Consider the following 20432-nt stretch of genomic DNA (forward strand, 5'->3'; position numbering starts at 1 on the left):
TTGCGGATATCCCGATGCCATAAGTTAAGCAGGCAAAGGCGATAATGATGCGGTAGCTCGATTCGTTCATTGGGCGGCCCCAGAACAACCTTTCGAGGAAATGAGCAGAACGTCTGAAACAGGCTCGAACGCGAACCGATGATCGCGTTCCCGGGCGCCCGCACCGAACCGTTTTAACCGCGGGCAGCTCCGCTTCACCGCGCCGACATGAAATCGAACAGCTTCGCGACGTCGGTCGTCAGCACGGTGCCGGCTTTCACGCCGACCCACAGCGTGCGCGTAGCCCACGCGTCGTCGAGCTTCACGACACCGAGCCGCGCCGCGCGTTCGCCGGTCACCGCATCGCGCGGCAACACGCCGATGCCGAGCCCCGCCTCGATCATCCGGCTCACGCCGTCGAAATTCGATACCTGGATCCGCAGCTTCAGCGAGCGCTCGGCCGCGAACGCGGCGTCGGTCATGCGCGCGAGCAGCGAGCTGCCGTCGCTCAAGCCCACGTAGTCCTCGTCGAGCGTATCCGCGAAGCGGATGCCGTCGCGCGCGGCGAACCGGTGTGTGCGCGGCACGAGCAGCACGAGCTCGTCGCGCCGGTAGAGCCGCCGTTCGATGCCGGGCGCCGGCACGTTGTCCGCGAATACGCCGAGATCGGCCTTGCCCGACGCGAGCGCGTCGACGATCTCGTGGCTCAGCCGTTCCTCGAGGCTGACCTTGATGCCGGGGTTGTCGGTGAGGAACGCGGCGAGATCGGCGGGCAGGAACTGGACGATCGCGGACGTGTTGGTCCAGACGTGGATATGGCCGCGCACGCCGGCGACGTAGTCGCTCATCTCGTGCGCCATCCGGTTGACCTGCTCGATCACCTTCGCCGCATGATCGAGCAGCGCGCGGCCCGCGGGCGTCAGCTCGACGCCGCGCGCATGCCGGACGAACAGCGCGCTGCCGGTCACGCTTTCGAGTTCGGCGATGCGCTTGCTGACCGCGGACAGCGTGAGCTGGCCGTGTTCGGCCGCCTTCGTCAGGCTGCCGTGCTCGGCGACGAGCGCGAACACGCGCAGCGACTGCAGATCGAAATGAAGCGGGTTCACCATGTCGTGGAATCCTGGAAGGCCGTGCGCGGGACGCCGTCATCGCGCCGGCCTGACACCGATCATACGCCCGGCCGTGCGCATGCGATACGGCGCGGCTAACGCGGCGCGATGGCGTGCAATGCGGCGAGCATCGCGCCGTCGGGTGTCGCGAGATCGTCGAGCACCGCGAAGTGCTGCATGCCGGGCAGCCACGTGCGGGCGATCCGCTCGCCGGCGGCTTCGCACGCCGTCGCGTATTCGTCTGCCTGCCGGACGAGTTCGGGCAGTTCGGCCTCGCCCACCGCCACGACGGTCGGGGCGCCGGGCCCGATGTGATGCAGCGGACTGTATGCGTCGACTTCGTGCGCGGTGAGTTGCAGCTTGTCGTTCAGGCAGCACCGTGCGATCGGTTCGAGATCGACGAGCGGGCTGATCGCAAGCGCCGACGCCACGGCCGGGTGCGCGCGATGCATCGCCGTCAGATGGCCGCCCGCCGAATGGCCGCTCAGATGGATCGGCCGCCCCGCGATGCCGAGGCCGTCGCGGTCGGCCGCGAGATGGTCGAGCAGCGCGCCGATCTCGCCGACGATATCGGTCATCGTCGCGACCGGCGCGAGCGTGTATTCGGCGAGCACGACGTCGTAGCCGCGCGCGAGCGGCCCGCTCGCCGCATACGCGAAATCCTCTTTCGTGCAGTGCTGCCAGTAGCCGCCGTGGATGAACACGAACAGCGGCGCATCGGGCTGCCCGCACGGCAGCCAGTCGAAACGCTGCGCGGGTCGCGCGCCGTAACGCAGGTCGCGGCGGCCGGGCGTCGCTGCGTACAGCGCCGCGCTGCGCGCCTGGCATGACGCGAGCAATGCGGGGAAATCGGGAACGGCCTTCGTGTTCAGGTACGCGGCGTCGAGCGCCGCGCGGTCCATGCCGCGATAGAGGATCGTCATTCGGGAAGCGCCTGGATCGGGTTGCGGAAGCGCGCGGCACGGTCGTCCCGAGCACGCGGCGAAGGCGGCGGCCTGGCCGACGCCGTTGCACCATTATCCGCAGCGCGGCCGCGCGCGGCTATCCGGAATCGGCGGGCGCGGCGCGTGCCTGTCCGCTTTCGGCGAACGAATATGGCGGCGTGCGCGCAACCGCATGCGACGGGTCAGATCGGCTCGGAGATTTCGATCAGGTTCAGGTCGGGATCGCGCACGTAGATCGAACGGATCTTCTGCGTCGCGCCCGTGCGTTCGACGGGCCCTTCGACGATCGGCCAGCCGACGCGCCGCAGGTGCGCGATCACGTCGTCGAGCGGCACCGACGCGATGAAGCACAGATCGCGCGCGCCGGGCACCGGCACATGCGCTTTCGGCTCGAACTCCGCGCCGCGCACGTGCAGGTTGATCTTCTGGTTGCCGAACCGGAACGCGAGCCGGCCCGCGCCGAAGGTTTCGAGTTGCATCTGCAGCACCTCGGTGTAGAAATGCCGGGTCCGTTCCGGATCGACGCAGGTCAGCACGAGATGATCGAGGTGGTCAATCAGCGCCATGGAATTCGCTCCTGTTCCTGTGGTGGTTCACGATTCACGAGAAAGCGCGTTGCGCGGGCATGTCGCCGGCGTCGGCGCACGGCGGCGGATGAAGGTCCGAGCGGCGGCCGGCCTTCAGGATCTGGCTCGGCACGTCGTGCCCGATCAGCGCGGGCAGCCGTGCCGACGCGGCGAGCACGGCCGCGAGGTCGATGCCCGTATCGTAGCCGTCGAGCTCGAGCATGTGCACCAGTTCCTCGGTGCACGCGTTGCCGGTCGCACCCGGCGCGTACGGGCAGCCGCCGAGCCCGCCGAGCGACGCGTCGAAGCGGTCGATGCCGGCGTCGAGCGCCGCCAGCGTGTTCGCGAGCGCCATCCCGCGCGTGTTGTGGAAGTGCAGCGTGAGCTGCAGCGCGCCGAAGCGCTCGCGTGCGCGGCGGGACAAATCGCGCACCTGCGACGGGAACGCCATGCCGGTCGTGTCGCACAGCGTGAAGCCGTGCACGCCGAGCTCCGCGAAGCGCTGCATCCACGCGAGCACCGTTTCGGCCGGCACGTCGCCTTCCATCGGGCAGCCCATCGCGGTCGACAGCGACACGTTGATCGCGACACCCGTGCCGCGCACGGCGTCGATCACGTCGCGCAATTGCGCGAACGACTGCTCGCGCGTCATCCGCAGGTTCGCGCGGTTGTGGCTCTCGCTCATCGACATCACGAGGTTCACCTCGTCGACACCGCACGACAGCGCGCGCTCGGCGCCGCGCACGTTCGGCACGAGCACCGTATAGACGACGCCCGGTGCGCGCGCGATGCCATGCATCACGGCTTCCGCGTCGCGCAGCGCGGGAATCGCCTTCGGCGACGTGAACGACGTGACCTCGATCTTCGCGTAGCCGCATGCGCTCAGCGCGTCGACGAGCGCGATCTTGTCGTCGGTGTCGACGAATGCCGCTTCGTTCTGGAAACCGTCGCGGGTCGCGACTTCGTGGAGATGGAGTCGGTGCGGATGCAGGTTCATGTCTTCGTTCCGGTGGCCGTTTCAGATCACGCCGCGCGTGCGCCAGTCGTCGCGCGTCGCCGCGTCGATGCCGAGCGATTCGAGTACCGCGTCGGTATCCGCGCCGAGCGCGGGCGCCGGCCGCTCGATGCGTCCGGGCGTCGCGTCGAGTTTCGGCACGATGCCCGGCACGAGCACCGGCGTGCCGTCGGGCAGCGCGGCGTCGACGATCATGTCGCGCGCGCGGTAGTGCGGATCGGCCGCGATGTCGGCCACGTCGTAGATGCGTCCGGACGGAATGCGCGCGTCGTTCAGCGCGGCGAGCACGTCGTCGAGGTCGTGGCGGGCGCTCCACTCCCCGATCGCCGCATCGATGCGCGCCACCTGCGCGACGCGTCCGTCGTTGTGCGCGAGCGCCGGATCGTGGCCGAGATCGGGGCGGCCGATCAGTTCCATCAGGCGCCGGAAGATGCTGTCGCCGTTGCCGGCGATCAGCGCGTACTTGCCATCGCGGCAACGGTACGCGTTGGTCGGCGCGATGCCGGGCAGGCTGCTGCCGGCCGGCTCGCGCACCGCGCCGAACGCCGCATATTCGGGCAGCAGGCTTTCCATCAGGTTGAACACCGATTCGTACAGCGCGACGTCGACGACCTGCCCCTTGCCGCCCTGCTGCTCGCGATGGCGCAACGCGAGCAGCACGCCGATCACGCCGTGCAGTGCCGACAGCGAATCACCGAGCGAGATGCCGACGCGCACCGGCGTGCGGCCCGGCTCGCCGGTCAGGTGGCGCAGCCCGCCCATCGCCTCGGCGATCACGCCGAAGCCGGGGCGGTCGCGATACGGGCCCGTCTGCCCGAAGCCCGACACGCGCAGCATCACGAGCCCCGGGTTGATCGCGGACAGCGCGTCCCAGCCGAGCCCCCAGCCTTCGAGCGTGCCGGGCCGGAAGTTTTCGATCAGCACGTCGGTGTCGGCGACGAGGCGGCGCACGACGTCCTGCCCTTCGGGCGTGCGCAGGTCGAGCGTGAGCGAGGTTTTGTTGCGCGACTGCGCGGCCCACCAGACCGACGTGCCGTCGTGCAGCAGCCGCCATTTGCGCAGCGGATCGCCGACGCCGGGCGGCTCGACCTTGATGACGTCCGCGCCGAATTCGGCGAGCATCCGGCCCGCGAACGGCCCGGCGATCAGTTGGCCAAGCTCCAGCACGCGGATGCCGTCCAGGGGGCGTGTCATGACTGTCTCCGATGAAATCGTGTTGTCGATGACGGCGATCATGACCGCGTTCGCGCCCGGCGAAAATCGATCGATGGTCAACCCGCCTTTCCGAAACGGAAAGGTGCGCGTTGGCGCGAGCACGGCGGCGGCCATGTGCGAGGCATCCGCCTTTCCTGGCGGGAAAGCGCGCTCGCGCAACGGTCAAACGACGGCGCGCGCGCCGCCGGCACAATCGATGCCGTTCCGCGCCACCGGCGCCTGCCAGCGAGACCCGCCATGTTTTCCGTTTCTTCTCCCGCGAAGATCGTGTTCCTCGACCGCGCGACGCTGTCGCCGCAGACGGTGCTGAAGCCGTTTCCGTTTCCGCACGCATGGCAGACGTTCGACCGGACGGCCGCGCACGAAGTCGCGGCGCGCATCCGCGACGCGGACATCGTCGTGACCAACAAGGTACGGCTCGACGCGACGGCCCTCGCCGGCGCGCGGCAGTTGCGGATGATCGCGATCGCGGCGACCGGCACCGACATCGTCGATCTCGATACGTGTGCGTCGCGCGGGATCGTCGTGAGCCATATTCGCGGCTATGCGGTGCGCACGGTGCCCGAGCACACGTTCGCGCTGATCTTCGCGCTGCGCCGCAGCCTCGTCGCTTACCGCGACGCGGTGCGCGCCGGGCGCTGGCTCGACAGCGGACAGTTCTGCTTCTTCGATCATCCGATTCGCGACCTGGCCGGGTCGACGCTCGGGATCGTCGGCGACGGCGTACTCGGGCGAGCGGTGGCCGCCATCGCGCGTGCGCTCGACATGCGGGTGCTGTTCGCGGCGCACGGCGACGCAGCGGGTGACGGTCACGTACCGCTCGACACGCTGCTGCGCGACAGCGACGTGATCACGCTGCACTGCCCGCTCACGCCCGCGACGCGGCACCTGATCGACGCGCACGCATTCGCGCGGATGGCGCGCCGGCCGCTGCTGATCAATACCGCGCGCGGCGGGCTCGTGGACGAAAGCGCGCTCGTCGACGCATTGCAGTCGGGGCAGATCGCGGGCGCGGGGTTCGACGTGGTCACGCAGGAGCCGCTGCCGGCCGCGCATCCGTTTCACGCGATCCTGTCGCATCCGGCGTTCATCCTGACGCCGCACGTCGCGTGGGCGAGCGACGAGGCGATGCAGGCGCTGGCCGATCAGCTGGTCGACAACGTCGCCGCGTTCGTCGACGGCGAGCCGCGGCACGTCGTGTGACACGTACAAACGGAACGGCCCCGCTCGATTGCTCGAAGCGGGGCCGACAGGATGCAGGGGTGCTCACGCCAGCGACCCGGCACGTAACGGGTTCGTGCATTCGCGCTGTCTTGCTGCGGGTTTCCGAATACGTGACGAGACGACTTCAGGGTATTCAGACCGGCAGTGATGTCGCGCAGGTCCGAAAAGCGGAAAGCCCGCTCAGTAAGCGGACATCTCGACGCAGGGATCGACCTTGGACGGCGAGCAGATGACCGAGTACTTCGCGCTCTCGCGCATCAGCGCTTCGCCTTCGTGCAGCGCGGTCTTGATCTCGGGGTGACGCTCGTACGCAAGGAAGGCCGAGCACACGACGGCGGACATCACGACGAGGGAAAACACAAATTTTTCAAGGGTTTGGAAACGTTCAGGCATGGTGTGGACCTTTCTCTCAGCCCATAATTATACCTTGAGATAAGGGTTTTCCCTATAACCCTGCCCGCATACCGAGGATGCGTTCAAACGAGATGGAACCGAAGATTGCGCCCTTTTTTCAGGGCATGCGGCCGGGGCGGCCGGGGCGGCCGGCAAGGCCGAGGCGGGCTGGCTCGAGGACGAGAAAGCGGCTTGCCGCCGGCGCGTTACCGGCCCGCTGCGTCACGTCACTCCGACGCCGACGCACCGCTCGCCGCGTTGCCGGGCCACGCCTTGCCGATATGGTCGATCAGCGACTTCGCGGTACCCGTCACGAGCGCCGCGTCGACGCCCGACGTCTGCCACGAACCGTCGGCCGCCTTCACGAAGGTCAGGTTCGCGCGCGACGGCGAGTAATCGGCGTTGCGCCACGTGACCACGACGTCGCACGAATACGTGCGATCGCCGAGCTTCTTGCAGTCGCCGTCGGGTTTCGCCGACACGACGTCGGCCGATACGGGCAGCGGCTGGCCGAACAGCGCGTTCAGGCCGCCGTGGTTTTCCGCTTCGAGCGCGCGGCGCACGGCGGCGTCGACGTCGCTCGATCCGGGGCCGTCGTGAAGCAGGTTACAGGCGGCCAGCAGCGTCGAGGCGCCGGCGAGTGTCAGCAGCGTATGAAACTTCATGGATATCCGTCGATCGGGTGAACGCCGCGTAGTCTGCAACGTCCCCGGGTCGTGCGCGGTATCCATTTGTAACCAATTGCACGCTGCCCGGCGGCCCGGCGCGATCGTGCGACGCCCTCACCTACTGCCGCTCCTGCTTCACGCGGCTCACGAGTTGCGTCGGACTGACGAACTGCAGCGCGATCACGACCCATACGAGCGTGATGGCCATGTAGATCATCGCCATCGCGTCGATCGACTGCGGCGCGCGCACGCCGGTCGAGAACACCGCGTAATACAGCGCGACGACGAGCGTCTGCGTGCTCGGGCCCGCGGTGAAGAACGTCAGCTCGAACATCCCGATCGTGCGCACCAGCACGAGCAGCCCGGCCGCGAGCATGCCGGGCACCAGCAGCGGCAGCAGCACGTAGCGGAAATAGCGCCACGTGTTCGCGCCGAAGATGCGCGCGGCGGCTTCGAGGTTCGGATCGATCTGCTCGATGAACGGCGTCATCACGAGGATCACGAACGGCAGCGCCGGCACCAGGTTCGCGAGGATCACGCCTGGCAGCGTGCCCGCGAGTCCGATCTTGTACATCACGGTCGCCATCGGAATCCCGTACGTGACGGGCGGCACCATCAGCGGCAGCAGGAACACCAGCAGCGCGAAGCGCTTGCCGCGGAACTGCACGCGCGCGAGCGCATACGCGGCCGGCACGCCGAGCGCGATCGACAGCAGCACGACCGCGCCGACGACCTCGACGGTCACCCACAGCACGCTCGCGAGCTGGAAGTCTTCCCACGCCTTCGCATACCAGCGCAGCGTGAAGCCCTGCGGCAACGGCGTGCCGAACCAGCGCGTCGCGACCGAGTTCACCGCGACGGTCGCGATCAGCAGCATCACGTTCAGCAGGAAGAACGCCATCAGCCCCCAGACGAGCGCCCTCCATGCGCGGCCGGCGAGGTGGTTGTTCATCCGCTGCGGTTTTCCGGTGTCGACGGGCCGCGCGTCGGGCGCATCGTGTTTCGGCGGCCACGTGCGAGCGGCATGATTGTCGGTCGCCATCAGCCCTTGCCTCCCGTCACCGCGCCCGTATAGAAGAAGCGGCGCGCGCCGAGCATCGACGCGACCACCAGCAACTGCACGAAACCCATCACGATCGCGATCGCCGACGCGAGCGAATAGTCGTAGCTTTCGAACGCGGCTTCGGCGGCCGCGATCGAGATCACGCGGGTCGGCCCGGCGGGCGCGCCGAGCAGCACGGCCGACGGAAACACCGAGAACGCCTGCACGAACGACAGGCACGCGGCCATCGTGAGCCCCGGCACGAGCAGCGGCAGGTAGATCTGCCGGAACTGCTGCCACGGGTTCGCGCCGAGCGTCGCGGCCGCGCGCGCGAGCGTCGGGTCGATGCCGCTGATGTACGACAGCATCAGCAGGAACGCGAACGGAAAACCCGACACGATCAGCGACAGCAGCACGCCCCAGTAGTTGTGCGTGAGGCGCACTTCGTCGGTGTACAGGTGCAGCCCCTGCAGCGCCTGCGGGAACCAGCCGTTCGGCCCGAAATACGTGAGCATCCCGTCCGCGACGAGCACCGTGCCGAGCGTGACGGGAATCACGAGCAGCGTCGTGACGAATTTCTGGTACGGCGAATTGCGGCGCAGCGCGAACGCGACGGGCACCGCGATGCCGACGTTGAGCAGCGTCGCCGGCACCGCGAGCTTCAGCGTGACGAGCACGGTCGGCCACATCGCGGTGTCGGTGAAGAACTGCACGTAGTTCGCGAGCGCGCCGCCGTTCGTCGCGTTCATCGGCTGGAACGACAGCACGAGGCCGTACGCGAACGGATAGATGAACAGCGCGGCGATGAACGCGAGCGCCGGCGTGACGAGCCAGGCTTTCGCGTCGCGCGGCGCGCCGCCGGTCGCGAGCGTGCTCATGCGGCCTCCGGGCGCGACGTCGCCGCGCATGCCGGTTGGCGCAATCCGGTCATCGGACGTCTCCCGCATAAACCAGCGTGCGCGCCGGCGCGACGCGCAGCCGCAGCGGTTCACCTTCCGTGAACTCGCCGGCCATACGGGCCCAGACCGCACCGAACGGCGTGATCGCGCGGATCAGCGAGTCGCGGCCGCCGTATTCGACCGTCTCGACGGTCGCGTCGAACGCGTTGTCGGCACCGGCTTCCGCGCGCTCGATGTCGTCCGGACGCAGCGCGACCACGACCTCCTTCGCGTCGAAGCCGGCCATCGGCACACCGGTGAGGCGCACGCCGCCCGACGTGACGTTCACGTACTCGCCAGCCATTCCTGCGAGCGTAAACGGCAGCACGTTGCGATAGCCCATGAAGCGCGCGACATGCAGGTTGTGCGGGCGCGTGTAGACGTCCTTCGGCGACGCGACCTGCTGCACGACGCCCTCCTTCATCACGACGATGCGGTCGGCCATCGACAGCGCCTCGTCCTGGTCGTGCGTCACGTAGATCGTCGCGCGTTCGAGCTGCGTGTGGATGCGGCGGATCTCCGCGCGCATCTCGATGCGCAGCTTCGTGTCGAGGTTCGACAGCGGCTCGTCCATCAGCACGAGCGGCGGCTCGATCACGATCGCACGCGCGATCGCGACACGCTGCTGCTGCCCGCCCGACAATTGCCCGGGCAGCTTGCCCTCGTGGCCGACGAGTTGCACGAGTTCGAGCGCCTGCTGCGCGCGCCGCCGCGTTTCCTGTTTCGGCACGCCGCGCATCTTGAGGCCGAAGCCGACGTTGTCGAGCACCGACATGTGCGGAAACAACGCGTAGTTCTGGAACACCATCCCGAAACCACGCCGCTCGGGCGGCAGCACGTCGATGCGCACGTCGTCGAGCCAGATGCCGCCGCGCGTGAGCGGCTGCAGCCCGGCGATGCAGTTCAGCGCGGTCGATTTGCCGCAGCCCGACGGGCCGAGCAGCGCGATGAACTCGCCGCGCCGGATCTCGAGGTCGAGCCCGTTCAGAGCGGCGACCTGCGCGCCTTCCGTATTGGTGAAACTGCGGCATACACCGTCGAGCCGCAACCGTTCGAAACAGTGCTTCATTGCGCGAACTCCATCGACGCGGGCGCCGCGGCGCCCGCCGGTTCAGGCGTCATTTCGATTTTTGCGATCCGATCTCGCGATCCCATTTCTGGAACGCGGCGACCATCGCCTGCGCGTTGAGCGGCTGCACGTGCGGACGGTCGGCGAGCAGCTTCGCGTATTCGGGGCGGCCGAATTTCCTGATCACTTCCTGGCTGTGGGCGGGCGCCATTTCGAGCGTCACGCCCTTCACCGCCGGGCCCGGATAGAAGTAGCCGTCGTCGTAGGTCATCGCCTGCTGCGCCGGTTCGAGCAGGAAGTTCATCAGCTTGAACAGCACGTCCAGTTTTTCCTTCGGCACCCCCTTCGGGATCACCATGTAGTGCGCGTCGTTCACCCACGTCATGTTGTCGAACGCCTGAATCTTGAATTCGGCCGGCACGATGCCGAGCGCGCGCGGGTTGAGGTCCCAGCCGGTGACGGTCACGGTCATGTCGCGCGTGCCTTCGCCGAGCTCCTTCATCACCGCCGACGTGCCGCCCGGGTAATACGGCACGCAGTCGTTCAACTGTTTCAGGAACGCCCAGGTCTTGTCCCAGCCGTTGATCGGGTCCTGCGGATTCTTGTCGCCGAGCACGTACGGCAGCCCCATCAGGAACGTGCGGCCGGGGCCCGAGTTCGCCGGGCGCGCATAGATCAGCTTGTTCGGGTGCGCCTTGCACCACGCGAGCAACTGGTCGGGCGTCTTCGGCGGGTCGCTGACCTTCGCCGGGTTGTATTCGAGCAGCGGGCCGGCCGGCATGTAGGTGACTTCGAGGCCGTAGCCCTGCGCGAGATCCTGCATCTTGCGCGGGCCCGGCGCGTACTTGTCGAGCACGCCGGGGAGCGCCCCCGCGTTGTCGGGCAGGAGCTTTTGCCACAGGTTCTGCTCGATGCCGGCGGCCAGCGCGTCGGTGCCCGTCAGCACGAGGTCGATGTCGGAGCGCCCCGCCGCCTGCATCGCCTTGATCTTGCCCGGCAACTGCGGCGCGGGCGCATTCGTGAACGTGACGTTCGACACGAGGGTCGGGTTCTTCTCCTTGAACGCCTCGATGGCCTTCTGCGTGAGCTGCAGGTTGCCGGCCACGTCGACGATGTTCAGCGATACGGGGGCCGCCACGGCCGCGGCGGCCGACAGCGTGAAGCCCAGGGCGAGTGCGATCCGGCGGACACGGCGAGTGATCGGGGTGGTGTTCATGTCTCCTCACTTCGGTCGGTGGATGGGACCTTTCTTGTCAGGAAATCATGACGGCGTTATACGATGTCGGTCAACAAAAAACCACGGATTGCGGGGCGGGACTTTCCCTGACAAAAACCTTCCGTTTGTTAAGGAATTGTGTGGCGACCGGCTTGCCGGGGACGACGGGGTCGCGTGGTGCGGCGTGTTAAGACGTCGTATCTCAGCGCATGGCGAAACGGTATCGCGTCGGGTCGCATGGCGCCCGGGGCGGCCCCCGGCAGGCGCGCGCCGCCCCGGTCGGGCCGGCGCACGGCGGACGGATCGTCCGTCAGGCCGCGCGAAGCGTCGCCACTTCCCCGATCCACCGCTCCGCATCGTGCCACTCGCCGTAGCCGGATGCCGGGTTCAGGTGCCCGACCTCGCCGAGATCGACGAGCCGGCTGCCCCACCCGGCCGCCAGCGTCTCGACGCGTTCGAAGCGCGCGAGCGGATCGTTGCGGCTCGCGGCGACGATGCTCGGAAACGGCAGCGGCCCGGTCGGCACCGGGGTCCAGCCGTGCGCGGCGAGCGTGCCGGGCGTCGGATAGCCTGCGGGCATCGGCGTATCGAGATCGGCCGGCGCCGCGAGCAGCGCCCCGCGAATCGCGCGAGTGGCCTGCCGGGCCCAGTGCACGACGATCATCACGCCCGCGCTGTGTGCGACCAGCATCACCGGCCCGTCGATCGCGGCCAGCGCCGCATCGAGTGCCGCGACACGCGCGGCGCGGCTCAGCTTGTCGGCGTCGAGCGGCGCGACGGAGCGTGCGTTCGGCAGACGTCGTTCGAGATGCGTCTGCCAGTGGTCTTCGACGTGATCGCGCAAGCCGGGCACGATCAGGATGGTGGGAGCGGTCGCCAGGGTCATGCAGCCTCCAGGAAGCGGTCAGGAAGAAGGTTCAGGACAGTCGTGTCGCGCGCCGTTCGCGTTCGACGCGCGCGAGATCGGCCGCATAGCTCGCGCGTCCGATCGCGAACAGCACGGCCGCCGCGAGCGGCACGGCCGGAATCCATTGCAGTGCGCCGACGAGCCCGGCGCGATCGGCCGCCCACCCCGTCAGCAGCGGACCCGGCGCCATGCCGAGCAGGTTGTTCGCGAGCGTGAGCGTCGCGAACGCCGACGCGTGGATCGCGGCCGGCGTGAGGTTCGCGACCATCGCGCCCGATGCGCCGGACGCGCCCGCGCCGACCAGCATGCCCGCACAGATCAGCGCGAGCTGCGGCGGCCCGGGCGGCAACCGGAACGCGACCGCGAGACACACGCCGGTGAGCACGCAATACGCGATCGCGGTCAGCCATTTGCGCGAGCCGTCGGCCCGGCCGACGCGGTCGGTGACGATGCCGCAGCCGACCATCCCGACGCCCGCGAGCAGCACGAAGCCGGCCGCAAGCACGGCCGCGCGGTCGGGCGCCATCGCGTAGTAGCGGTTCAGGTAGCTCGGCAGCCACGCGAACAGCGCGCCCGGCACGAACAGGTGCAGCCCGCTGCCGAGATACGCGCAGATCACCGAGCGCGACGCGAACAGTCCCGACATCAGCGCCCGCACGCTGCCGCGCAGATCGCGCGGCGCGTCGGCCTCGCGCCGGCACGGTTCGACGCGGTACGCGGCGAGCCGCCGCTCGGTCACGACGCAGCGGTACGCGACGAGCAGCACGATGCCGAGCGCGGCCATCACGCCGAACGACCAGCGCCAGCCGAGATGCGCGCCGACCAGCCCGCCGAGCGCCATCCCGAACACCGAACCGAATGCGCCGCCGGCCATGAATGCGCCGGTGAGCGTCGCGCGCAGCCGGGCCGGAAAGATGCTGAGGATCAGCGCGACGCCGACGCTGCCGTACGCGGCTTCGCCGAGCCCGACGAGGCCGCGCGCGACCAGCATTTCCGCGTAGCTGGTCGACAGCGCGCAGCCGAGCGTCGCGACGCTCCACAACGCGGCCATCAGCACGATGCTGCGCACGCGCCCGAAACGGTCGGCGAGCACCGACAGCGGAAACGTCAGCAGCCCGACCAGCAGCGCGACGACGCCGGACAGCGAACCGAGCTGCGTGTCCGACAGCGCCCATGCGTGCTTGAGCAGCGGAAACACCGCGTTGAGCACCTGCCGCGACATGTAGTCCGACAGCAGCAGCCCGACGGTCAGCCCGAACACGAGCCACGCATACGCGGGCGCGCGCCGCTCGGTGGCCGTCCGGTCCTGCAGCGACGGCTCGATGTGATGAATCAACATGCGTGTCTCCTCCGGCACCGGGGCGGCAATGCGCCGGCGCGGCTTGCGCGGCCCCGCTCCGTGTCCCGGAGCTTGCCCTCGCGCGTCGCGCGAGGATGGGTGCCGCGCCACCTCGATCGGCGGGCGGCGCTCGCGGCCGCCCGGGGCGCTGCGCGTCAGGCCGCGCGCAGCGGCACGCTCACCTGGCCCGGCCGGCGGTTCGGCGCCATCCCGAGCTGCGCGAGCGTTTGGTCGACGCCGTCGTACTGCACGCCGATCCGGTAGATCGCCTTCGCCTCCTTGCCGGTCGCGATCTCGCGGCCGAGTTCGCGGGCGATCCGCACGCACTGCTCGACCTGCTGCACCGACGTCATCCGCTTGCCCTTCTGGTCGATGATCGTGTCCTCGATCCCGCAGCGCGGATGCAGGCCGAGCGCCATCGCGACCGTGTTGATCGGCAGCACGTTCTTCATCAGCGATTCGAGCGTGATGCAGGCGCCGTCCGGGCAGCGCCGCACGAATTCCATGAAGTTGTACGGATTCGGGCCGTCGAAGCCGCCGCCGATGCCGACCCACGTGACGTTCAGCGGGCCGCGATAGACGCCGCGCCGGATGATCCGTTCGAGCGTTTCGAGCGCATGCATGCCGGTCAGCTGGAAATGCGGCTGGATGCCGGCGGCCTGCAGGCGGCGCAGGTGTTCGTCGACCCAGCCGGGGCCGGCGGGCACCGTCATCTCGCGATAGGCGTCCCACAGCGCGGCCTCGTTCAGCGACGTGCCGGCGATGTCCTTGCGGCTCATCAGCTCGGTGATGTTCATCTGCACGGTGTTGATCGCGACCGTCACCTGGTCGGGCTTCGGCGTCAGCTCGGCGAGCATGTGGCGCGTGTCGTCGGACAGCCATTTCGCTTCGGCGCCGTCGCCTTCCGGCGCGAACGAGATCGAGCCGCCGACCTGCAGGATCATGTCCGGCACCGCTTCGCGCAGCCGGCCGAGCAGTTCGTTGAAATTCGACAGCCGCTTGCTGCCCTTGCCGTCGAGTTCGCGCACGTGCAGGTGCAACACGGTCGCGCCTGCGTTGTAGCAGTCGACGGCCTTCTGCACGTGCTCGTCCATCGTCACCGGAATGTCTTCCGGAAAATCGGCGGGCATCCATTCGGGGCCGTACGGCGCGACCGTGATGACCACCTTGTCCTGGTTTTCCGGGTGCAGCGAATCGTCGAGAAATTGCATGTCGTCCTCCAGTGGGAATCGTTGTGGTTCGGGCGTACGAGGCCGTACCGGCGTGCGTACCCCGCCACGCCGGGCGGCGAGCCCGGCGCGTCGTGTCTCGGGTGGCGAATCGGTCGGCGCGCGGTGGCGCTCAGAACGGCACGTCGCCGACGATGCCCGCGCGCTCCATCCGCCGCACGCATGGCGGGTAGTCCATCACCGCGTAATGCTGCGTGCTGCGGTTGTCCCAGATCGCGACGCTGTTCTTCTTCCAGCGCCAGCGCACCTGGTATTCGGGGATATAAGCCTGGCTGATCAGGTACTGCAGCAACTGGCCGGCGCCGGGGTTCGCGTCCTGCCCGTAGCGCACGCGCGCCGGCGTGTGGAAGTTCGTGAAATGCGTGGCGAACGCATTCACGTACAGCACCTTCTCGCCGGTTTCCGGATGCGTGCGCACGACCGGATGCTCGGCGTCCGGATACTGCGCCTTCAGCGCGAGGCGCTTGTCGACCGGCATCGCCGCGCCGAAGCTCGCCTCGATGCTGTGACGCGCGCGCAAGTCGGCGATCTGCTGCTTCACGTGGTCCGGCAGGCGCTCGTACGCGAGCACCATGTTCGCCCACATCGTGTCGCCGCCAACCGGCGGACCCTCGATACAGCGCAGCACGCAGCCGAACGGCGGCGCCACGCGCCAGCTCGCATCGCTGTGCCACGCATTCTCGTAGCGGTCGTTCGGCTGGTCGGGCGACTTGTAGATCCGCACGAGCCCGGGGTGCTCGGGATCGCTGCCGGCGACCGGATGATCCTCGAGCTCGCCGAAGCGCCGCGCGAACGCGACGTGCTCGGCGCGCGTGATGTCCTGGTCGCGCAGGAACAGCACGCGATGCCGCAGCAACTGCGCGCGGATCTCGGCGAACAGGCCGTCGTCGTGCACGGCGTCGGCGAGGCTCACGTCCAGCAGTTCCGCACCGATCGCGCAGGTCAGGGGTTCGACTCGCATGCGCGCCTCCTCAGACGATGAACACCGACGAACCGGTCGTCTTGCGCGATTCGAGATCGCGGTGCGCGTGCGCGGCGTCCTGCAGCGCATAGCGCTGGTTGATCTCGATCCTGATGCGACCGGCCGCGACGTGCGCGAACAGCTCGCCGGCCAGGTCGTTCTTCTCGGCCGGGTCGGCGATGTAGTCGGCCAGCGCCGGGCGCGTCAGGTACAGCGAGCCCTTCATCGCGAGACGCTGCGGATCGAACGGCGGGATCGGGCCCGACGCGGTGCCGACGCACACCATCAGCCCGCGCCGCTTCAGCGAATCGAGCGAGCCTTCGAAGGTGTCCTTGCCGACGCTGTCGAACACGACGTCGACACCGGCGCCGTCCGTCAGTTCGCGCACGCGCTTCGCGACGTCCTCGCGGCTGTAGTCGATCGTGTGGTCGCAGCCGTGCGCGCGGGCGATCGCGGCCTTGTGTTCGCTGGAGACGGTGCCGATCACGTTGAGCCCGAGCAGCTTCGCCCACTGCGACACGATCAGCCCGACGCCGCCGGCGGCCGCATGCAGCAGGATCGTGTCGCCCGGCGCGAACGCATGGATGCGGCGCAGCAGGTAGGCCGACGTGAGGCCGCGCATCGTCATCGCGGCAGCCGTTTCGCACGCGATGCCGGCCGGCAGCCGGACGAGCGGCGCGGCGGGGATCAACCGTTCGGTGCTGTACGCACCCAGCGTGTTCAGGAAGCCCGTGTAGGTCACACGGTCGCCGACGGCGACGTTCGTCACGCCGGGGCCGACGGCCTCGACCACGCCGGCCGCCTCGACGCCGATGCCGGCCGGCAGCGGCACCGGATACAGGCCGCTGCGGAAATACGTGTCGGCGAAGTTCAGGCCGACCGCCTCGTGCCGCAGGCGTACCTGGCCGGCGCCCGGATCGCCGACGTCGACCGCCTCCCAGCGCAGCACGTCGGGGCCGCCGGTTTCGTGGAATCGCACTGCATGTGCCATCTTGTTCTCCGTCAATCGTCAGTCCGATGCGCGTCGCGCATCGGCGGGTTCGTTCGTGTCCGGCGTCGTCGCGGGTGCGTTGTCCGCCGGGGGTTCGTCCAGTCCGGTCCAGTCGGCGTCGCCGAGGTAGCGCCGCGCGGCCGGGAAAATCACGCCTTCGATTCGCCCCATCTGCTCGAACGCGCCGTGCGCATAGCGGGCCAGCGCGGCGTCGAACGCGGCCGACGGCAGCCCGTCTTCGGCGAGCCGCGCGAGCGCGCCGAGGGCGTGCGTGTCGCGCTGGCGCTGACGGTCGAGTTCGTCCAGTTCGGCCGCGACGCACTCCGCACGAACGCGCAATGCCGCGAAGAGCCGCGCTTCGGTGGCCGTGCCGAACCGGGCGTTCTGCAGCGCGGCGAGCGCAGCCAGCGCGCGCCGTGCGTCGGCCGCTTGCCGATGCGGCTCGTTCGTCGCGTCGCCAAGCGCCGCCAGCGCGTGCAGCAGCCCCCCGACCATGCGATGCGCATCGAGGCAGCGCGCGATCACGCGCGCCGCGGCGGGCGCCCGCCGCGACGGGCAGACGAGCACCGGCACGCCGCTCGTCGCGAGCAACTGCCGTCGCTGCGCGCGGGCCACCGCATCGGCGTCGGGCGGCAGCGCCGCGACGCCGATCAGGTCGCAGCCGAGTTTGCCGGCCAGCACGCCCGGCGACGCGTCGCCGGCCCCCGGATGGCCGGCCCCCGGTTGGCCGGCCCCCGCGATCCCATGGGACAGGCCCTGCGCTCGCGCGGCGGCTTCCACTTTCGCACCGTGTCCGGGCAGCCGCGCTCCGGATAAACGCGAGTCCGGCGCGGCGGCGGGCAGCACGAACGTGACCCGCGCGCCGACCGCGCGCGCCAGTTCGAGCGCGTCGCCGATCGCGTCGATGCCGCCGGGCGCGTCGTCGACCGTCACGAGCAGATGGCGGTACATCGTGTCGCTCCGCTCAGCCGGCGGTCGGCGTGCTACGCGTCGCGCCGGTCGATACGATCTTCATGGGTGCCCTCCTCGTGGCGTTCGTCATGCATCGGAACCCATGCTATCGACGCCGCGCCGGGGCGGCCCCACTCGTCGCGGGGGGGATTGACGCACGAACGCGGTTCGACCGATCCTTGCCGCACGCCCACCCCGGACGCTGGCCCGCACGGCTCCGCCGGACTCCACTGCTGCCCCGATGGCCCACCCACCCGATCGCGCCGACGCGCCCCCCACCGAACTGGTCCTGAAGACGACCGCGCCGCGCGTGCCGGCGCAGTTGCTCGCGCGCGCACGGCTGAGCCTCGCCGCGCCGGCGTTCGACGGCCGCCCGGTCACGCTGGTGCAGGCGCCGGCCGGTTACGGCAAGACCTCGCTGCTCGCGCAATGGCGCCGCGAAACCGTCGCGCTCGGCCGCGCGGTCGTGTGGCTGTCGGCCGACGAGCGCGACGACGCGCCGCGGCTGCTGCAGGGGCTCGTGCAGGCGGTGCGGACCGGCTGCGCGCGGCCCGGTTTCGGGCGGCTGATCCCGGCCGGCGCGGCGCGTGCGCTCGACGGCCTGACCGCGTGGCTGGCCGAGGTCGCGCAACTGTCGATGGAGGCGTTGCTGATCGTCGACGACGCGGAGCGGCTGCCGCCCGCCGGCCTCGACGCGCTCACCTACGTGCTGCACAACGCGCCGCAGAACCTGCATGTCGTCGTCGCCGCGCGACGCGGGCTCGATCACGCGGCCGGCGACCTGCTCGCGGGCGGCCAATGCACGCTGGCGGGCGCCGACTGGCTGCGTTTCACGCTCGACGAGACGATCGCGCTGGTCGGCGCGCGCTTCGCGCAACGGGTGGATGCCGACGCGTGCGCGCGGCTGTTCGAGCGCGTCGACGGCTGGCCGCTCGGGCTGCAGCTCGCGATGGCCGCGATGGCGCGCTCGGCCGATCCGCGCCAGGCGGTCGACGCGCTCGCCCAACGGGTGGACGGCACGCGCGACCGGCTCGTCGAGCTGTTGCTCGCGAACCTGTCGGCCGACGACACCGCGTTCCTGACGCGCACGAGCGTCGCCGATCGGCTGCATCCGTCGTTGTGCGCCGCGTTGCTCGACGACGTGCACGCGCCCGAGCGCCTCGCGCGGCTCGCCCGCGACACGCCGCTGTTCACCGCGTCGGACGATTCGGACTGGTGCCGGCTGCACCCGCTCGTGCGCGACACGCTGCGCGATCGGTTGGCTGCGCGTCCCGACGCCGAGCGCAGCACGCTGCACGCCCGCGCGGCCGCCTGGCTCGACACGCACGGGATGACCGAGGAAGCCGCGCGCCACGCGTACGCGGCCGGCCAGTTCGAGACCGCGTACGCGCTCGCGCAGCGCTGCCTCGAGGATGCGATCAAGCAGGGCCGCATCAACGACGTGCTCGACTGGCTCGCGCTGCTGCCCGATACGGAGCTCGACAAGCGCCCGACGCTGCGGATCGCGGTCGCGTGGGCGCTGGCGCTCGGCGAGCGCCATGTCGAGGCGCAACGTCAGATCGCGGGCATCCTGGCCGACGACGGCACGCCGGCCGCGATGCGCTACGAATGCGCGCTGATCCTCAGTGCGGCCGCGTATTACGCCGACGAAATCGACCGCTTCGTCGCGCTGTTCGAGCCGTGGGCCGACTTCACGCCGCCGGCGGCGACGTGGCTCGCGCAAATGCACGCGAACCGGCTGTCGGCGCGCGCGATCATCGTCGGCGAACCGGCGCAGGCGCGCCGGTTCCAGCAGGCGGCGCCACGCGGCGAGACGGCGGCCGGGTTCGGCTACGTCGCGCGCTGGGGCGAGCTGATCACCGGCCTGAGCTACCTGCGCGAAGGCCAGATCCGGCTCGCGGACGACGTGCTGTCGCCGGCGCTGGCGCGCGCGGAAGCCGATCTCGGGCGGCGCCATCCGCTGACCTGCATGCTCGCGGCGATGTGCGCAGCGCTCGCGTACGAGGCCGATCGCGTCGACCAGGCCGCCGCGTTGCTCGCGAACCGGCTCGACGTGCTCGAACACGCGGGCACGCCCGACACCGTGCTGCTCGGCTATCGCACGGCCGCGCGCATCGCGTTGCTGCGCGGCGTCGAGCATCGCGCGATCGATTTGCTGGAGGCGCTCGACGCGATGGGCGTTGCCCGCCGGCTGCCGCGCCTGTCGGTCGCGAGCCTTGCCGAGCAGGTGCGCATTCACGCGGCGCGTTACCGCGAGGCAACCTGCCATGCGCTGGTCGAGCGGATCGACACGATCGCCGCGGTTGAATTTCCGGCGCACGGGCCGCTGTGGCGGCGCCCCGTCGTGCTGCTGCAGGCGAGCGCGCATGCGTACGCGGCGCTCGCCGCGCGCCGCTGGGACGACGCCTGTGCGGCGCTCGACGAAGCCGCCGTGCTGGCCCGCGAAATGAGCATGGGCCGCGAGCGCATCGAGATCATGGCGCTCAGCGCGTTCGCGCTCGAACAGTCGGGGCGCGGCGGCCGTGCGCTGCTCGACGAGGCGATGAACCTCGCGGACATGTTCGGGCTCACGCGCACGCTCGCCGACGCGCATCCGGCCGTCGCCGACTGGGCGCGCCGCGCCGGCGACGAGGCGGCCGCCGGCGACGGCCCCGCGCGGCACGCGCTGCCGCAGCC

Annotated in this window: 19 protein-coding genes; 2 read left to right on the forward strand and 17 right to left on the reverse strand. The window is 69.8% G+C overall.

The window, feature by feature from the left end:
• Positions 1-194: 194 nt before the first annotated feature.
• From MMB92_RS29470 to MMB92_RS29490, 5 genes are all read right to left on the reverse strand, one after another.
• A complete protein-coding gene (locus tag MMB92_RS29470) occupies positions 195-1088 on the reverse strand; it encodes a LysR family transcriptional regulator (protein WP_006483569.1) in 894 nt (297 codons plus the stop codon).
• A 95-nt stretch (positions 1089-1183) separates the two neighbouring features.
• Positions 1184-2011, reverse strand: a complete 828-nt coding sequence (locus MMB92_RS29475; protein WP_200064350.1) for an alpha/beta hydrolase — start codon at positions 2009-2011, stop codon at positions 1184-1186.
• 203 nt (positions 2012-2214) lie between these two features.
• The gene (locus MMB92_RS29480; RefSeq protein WP_277563126.1) at positions 2215-2598 is read right to left on the reverse strand and encodes a VOC family protein; all 384 of its coding nucleotides are present in this window, start codon (positions 2596-2598) and stop codon (positions 2215-2217) included.
• 34 nt (positions 2599-2632) lie between these two features.
• The gene (locus MMB92_RS29485) at positions 2633-3595 is read right to left on the reverse strand and encodes a hydroxymethylglutaryl-CoA lyase (RefSeq protein WP_194130697.1); all 963 of its coding nucleotides are present in this window, start codon (positions 3593-3595) and stop codon (positions 2633-2635) included.
• 21 nt (positions 3596-3616) lie between these two features.
• Positions 3617-4807, reverse strand: coding sequence for a CoA transferase (locus tag MMB92_RS29490; RefSeq protein ID WP_059723760.1), 1191 nt, complete (start codon positions 4805-4807; stop codon positions 3617-3619).
• A gap of 258 nt (positions 4808-5065) precedes the next feature.
• On the opposite strand from MMB92_RS29490, the gene MMB92_RS29495 reads away from it, so the two are divergent.
• Positions 5066-6031, forward strand: coding sequence for a D-2-hydroxyacid dehydrogenase (locus MMB92_RS29495; RefSeq protein ID WP_034201767.1), 966 nt, complete (start codon positions 5066-5068; stop codon positions 6029-6031).
• Positions 6032-6232: 201 nt separating this feature from the next.
• Here the strand turns inward: MMB92_RS29495 and MMB92_RS29500 are convergent, their stop codons facing one another.
• The 12 genes from MMB92_RS29500 to MMB92_RS29555 form a co-directional block, all read right to left on the reverse strand.
• Entirely contained in the window at positions 6233-6445 is a 213-nt protein-coding gene (locus MMB92_RS29500; RefSeq protein WP_200064348.1) for a hypothetical protein, read from the reverse strand.
• A 227-nt stretch (positions 6446-6672) separates the two neighbouring features.
• A complete protein-coding gene (locus tag MMB92_RS29505; RefSeq protein ID WP_006497262.1) occupies positions 6673-7110 on the reverse strand; it encodes a hypothetical protein in 438 nt (145 codons plus the stop codon).
• A 121-nt stretch (positions 7111-7231) separates the two neighbouring features.
• Positions 7232-8155, reverse strand: a complete 924-nt coding sequence (locus tag MMB92_RS29510) for an ABC transporter permease (protein WP_124550488.1) — start codon at positions 8153-8155, stop codon at positions 7232-7234.
• Positions 8155-9033 (reverse strand): sugar ABC transporter permease, encoded by an 879-nt coding sequence (locus tag MMB92_RS29515; protein ID WP_200064347.1) that lies wholly within the window; start codon positions 9031-9033, stop codon positions 8155-8157. The genes MMB92_RS29510 and MMB92_RS29515 overlap by 1 nt, the downstream gene beginning before the upstream one ends.
• A 49-nt stretch (positions 9034-9082) precedes the next feature.
• Positions 9083-10162: an ABC transporter ATP-binding protein gene (locus MMB92_RS29520; RefSeq protein WP_200064345.1), complete on the reverse strand. Its 1080-nt coding sequence runs from the start codon at positions 10160-10162 to the stop codon at positions 9083-9085.
• Positions 10163-10211: 49 nt separating this feature from the next.
• Entirely contained in the window at positions 10212-11378 is a 1167-nt protein-coding gene (locus MMB92_RS29525; protein WP_006497265.1) for an extracellular solute-binding protein, read from the reverse strand.
• Positions 11379-11688: 310 nt separating this feature from the next.
• On the reverse strand, positions 11689-12264 hold the full coding sequence (locus MMB92_RS29530; protein ID WP_124675146.1) for an alpha/beta hydrolase: 576 nt from the start codon (positions 12262-12264) through the stop codon (positions 11689-11691).
• A gap of 31 nt (positions 12265-12295) precedes the next feature.
• Entirely contained in the window at positions 12296-13624 is a 1329-nt protein-coding gene (locus MMB92_RS29535) for an MFS transporter (RefSeq protein WP_069352067.1), read from the reverse strand.
• Positions 13625-13779: 155 nt separating this feature from the next.
• Entirely contained in the window at positions 13780-14835 is a 1056-nt protein-coding gene (locus MMB92_RS29540) for a 3-keto-5-aminohexanoate cleavage protein (protein WP_277563127.1), read from the reverse strand.
• Between the two features lie 130 nt (positions 14836-14965).
• Positions 14966-15814, reverse strand: coding sequence for a TauD/TfdA family dioxygenase (locus tag MMB92_RS29545; RefSeq protein WP_006490883.1), 849 nt, complete (start codon positions 15812-15814; stop codon positions 14966-14968).
• Positions 15815-15824: 10 nt separating this feature from the next.
• On the reverse strand, positions 15825-16805 hold the full coding sequence (locus MMB92_RS29550; RefSeq protein WP_006490884.1) for a quinone oxidoreductase: 981 nt from the start codon (positions 16803-16805) through the stop codon (positions 15825-15827).
• Between the two features lie 18 nt (positions 16806-16823).
• Positions 16824-17756 (reverse strand): hemerythrin domain-containing protein, encoded by a 933-nt coding sequence (locus MMB92_RS29555; RefSeq protein WP_277563128.1) that lies wholly within the window; start codon positions 17754-17756, stop codon positions 16824-16826.
• A 241-nt stretch (positions 17757-17997) separates the two neighbouring features.
• Here MMB92_RS29555 and MMB92_RS29560 point away from each other — a divergent pair.
• A partial coding sequence (locus MMB92_RS29560) for an AAA family ATPase (protein ID WP_212093560.1) occupies positions 17998-20432 on the forward strand: 2435 nt, incomplete at its 3' end.

This window comes from Burkholderia sp. IO2, assembly GCF_029522185.1.
Classification (GTDB): Bacteria; Pseudomonadota; Gammaproteobacteria; order Burkholderiales; family Burkholderiaceae; genus Burkholderia; species Burkholderia cenocepacia.

Excerpts from the sequence above, each read along its gene's own strand:
- MMB92_RS29530 (WP_124675146.1), bottom strand. The coding sequence starts at position 12,264 with ATGACCCTGGCGACCGCTCCCACCATCCTGATCGTGCCCGGCTTGCGC.
- MMB92_RS29505 (WP_006497262.1), bottom strand. The coding sequence starts at position 7,110 with ATGAAGTTTCATACGCTGCTGACACTCGCCGGCGCCTCGACGCTGCTG.
- MMB92_RS29495 (WP_034201767.1), top strand. The coding sequence starts at position 5,066 with ATGTTTTCCGTTTCTTCTCCCGCGAAGATCGTGTTCCTCGACCGCGCG.
- MMB92_RS29545 (WP_006490883.1), bottom strand. The coding sequence starts at position 15,814 with ATGCGAGTCGAACCCCTGACCTGCGCGATCGGTGCGGAACTGCTGGAC.
- MMB92_RS29490 (WP_059723760.1), bottom strand. The coding sequence starts at position 4,807 with ATGACACGCCCCCTGGACGGCATCCGCGTGCTGGAGCTTGGCCAACTG.
- MMB92_RS29540 (WP_277563127.1), bottom strand. The coding sequence starts at position 14,835 with ATGCAATTTCTCGACGATTCGCTGCACCCGGAAAACCAGGACAAGGTG.
- MMB92_RS29525 (WP_006497265.1), bottom strand. The coding sequence starts at position 11,378 with ATGAACACCACCCCGATCACTCGCCGTGTCCGCCGGATCGCACTCGCC.
- MMB92_RS29500 (WP_200064348.1), bottom strand. The coding sequence starts at position 6,445 with ATGCCTGAACGTTTCCAAACCCTTGAAAAATTTGTGTTTTCCCTCGTC.
- MMB92_RS29480 (WP_277563126.1), bottom strand. The coding sequence starts at position 2,598 with ATGGCGCTGATTGACCACCTCGATCATCTCGTGCTGACCTGCGTCGAT.
- MMB92_RS29485 (WP_194130697.1), bottom strand. The coding sequence starts at position 3,595 with ATGAACCTGCATCCGCACCGACTCCATCTCCACGAAGTCGCGACCCGC.
- MMB92_RS29475 (WP_200064350.1), bottom strand. The coding sequence starts at position 2,011 with ATGACGATCCTCTATCGCGGCATGGACCGCGCGGCGCTCGACGCCGCG.
- MMB92_RS29520 (WP_200064345.1), bottom strand. The coding sequence starts at position 10,162 with ATGAAGCACTGTTTCGAACGGTTGCGGCTCGACGGTGTATGCCGCAGT.
- MMB92_RS29510 (WP_124550488.1), bottom strand. The coding sequence starts at position 8,155 with ATGGCGACCGACAATCATGCCGCTCGCACGTGGCCGCCGAAACACGAT.
- MMB92_RS29470 (WP_006483569.1), bottom strand. The coding sequence starts at position 1,088 with ATGGTGAACCCGCTTCATTTCGATCTGCAGTCGCTGCGCGTGTTCGCG.
- MMB92_RS29515 (WP_200064347.1), bottom strand. The coding sequence starts at position 9,033 with ATGAGCACGCTCGCGACCGGCGGCGCGCCGCGCGACGCGAAAGCCTGG.
- MMB92_RS29535 (WP_069352067.1), bottom strand. The coding sequence starts at position 13,624 with ATGTTGATTCATCACATCGAGCCGTCGCTGCAGGACCGGACGGCCACC.
- MMB92_RS29555 (WP_277563128.1), bottom strand. The coding sequence starts at position 17,756 with ATGTACCGCCATCTGCTCGTGACGGTCGACGACGCGCCCGGCGGCATC.
- MMB92_RS29550 (WP_006490884.1), bottom strand. The coding sequence starts at position 16,805 with ATGGCACATGCAGTGCGATTCCACGAAACCGGCGGCCCCGACGTGCTG.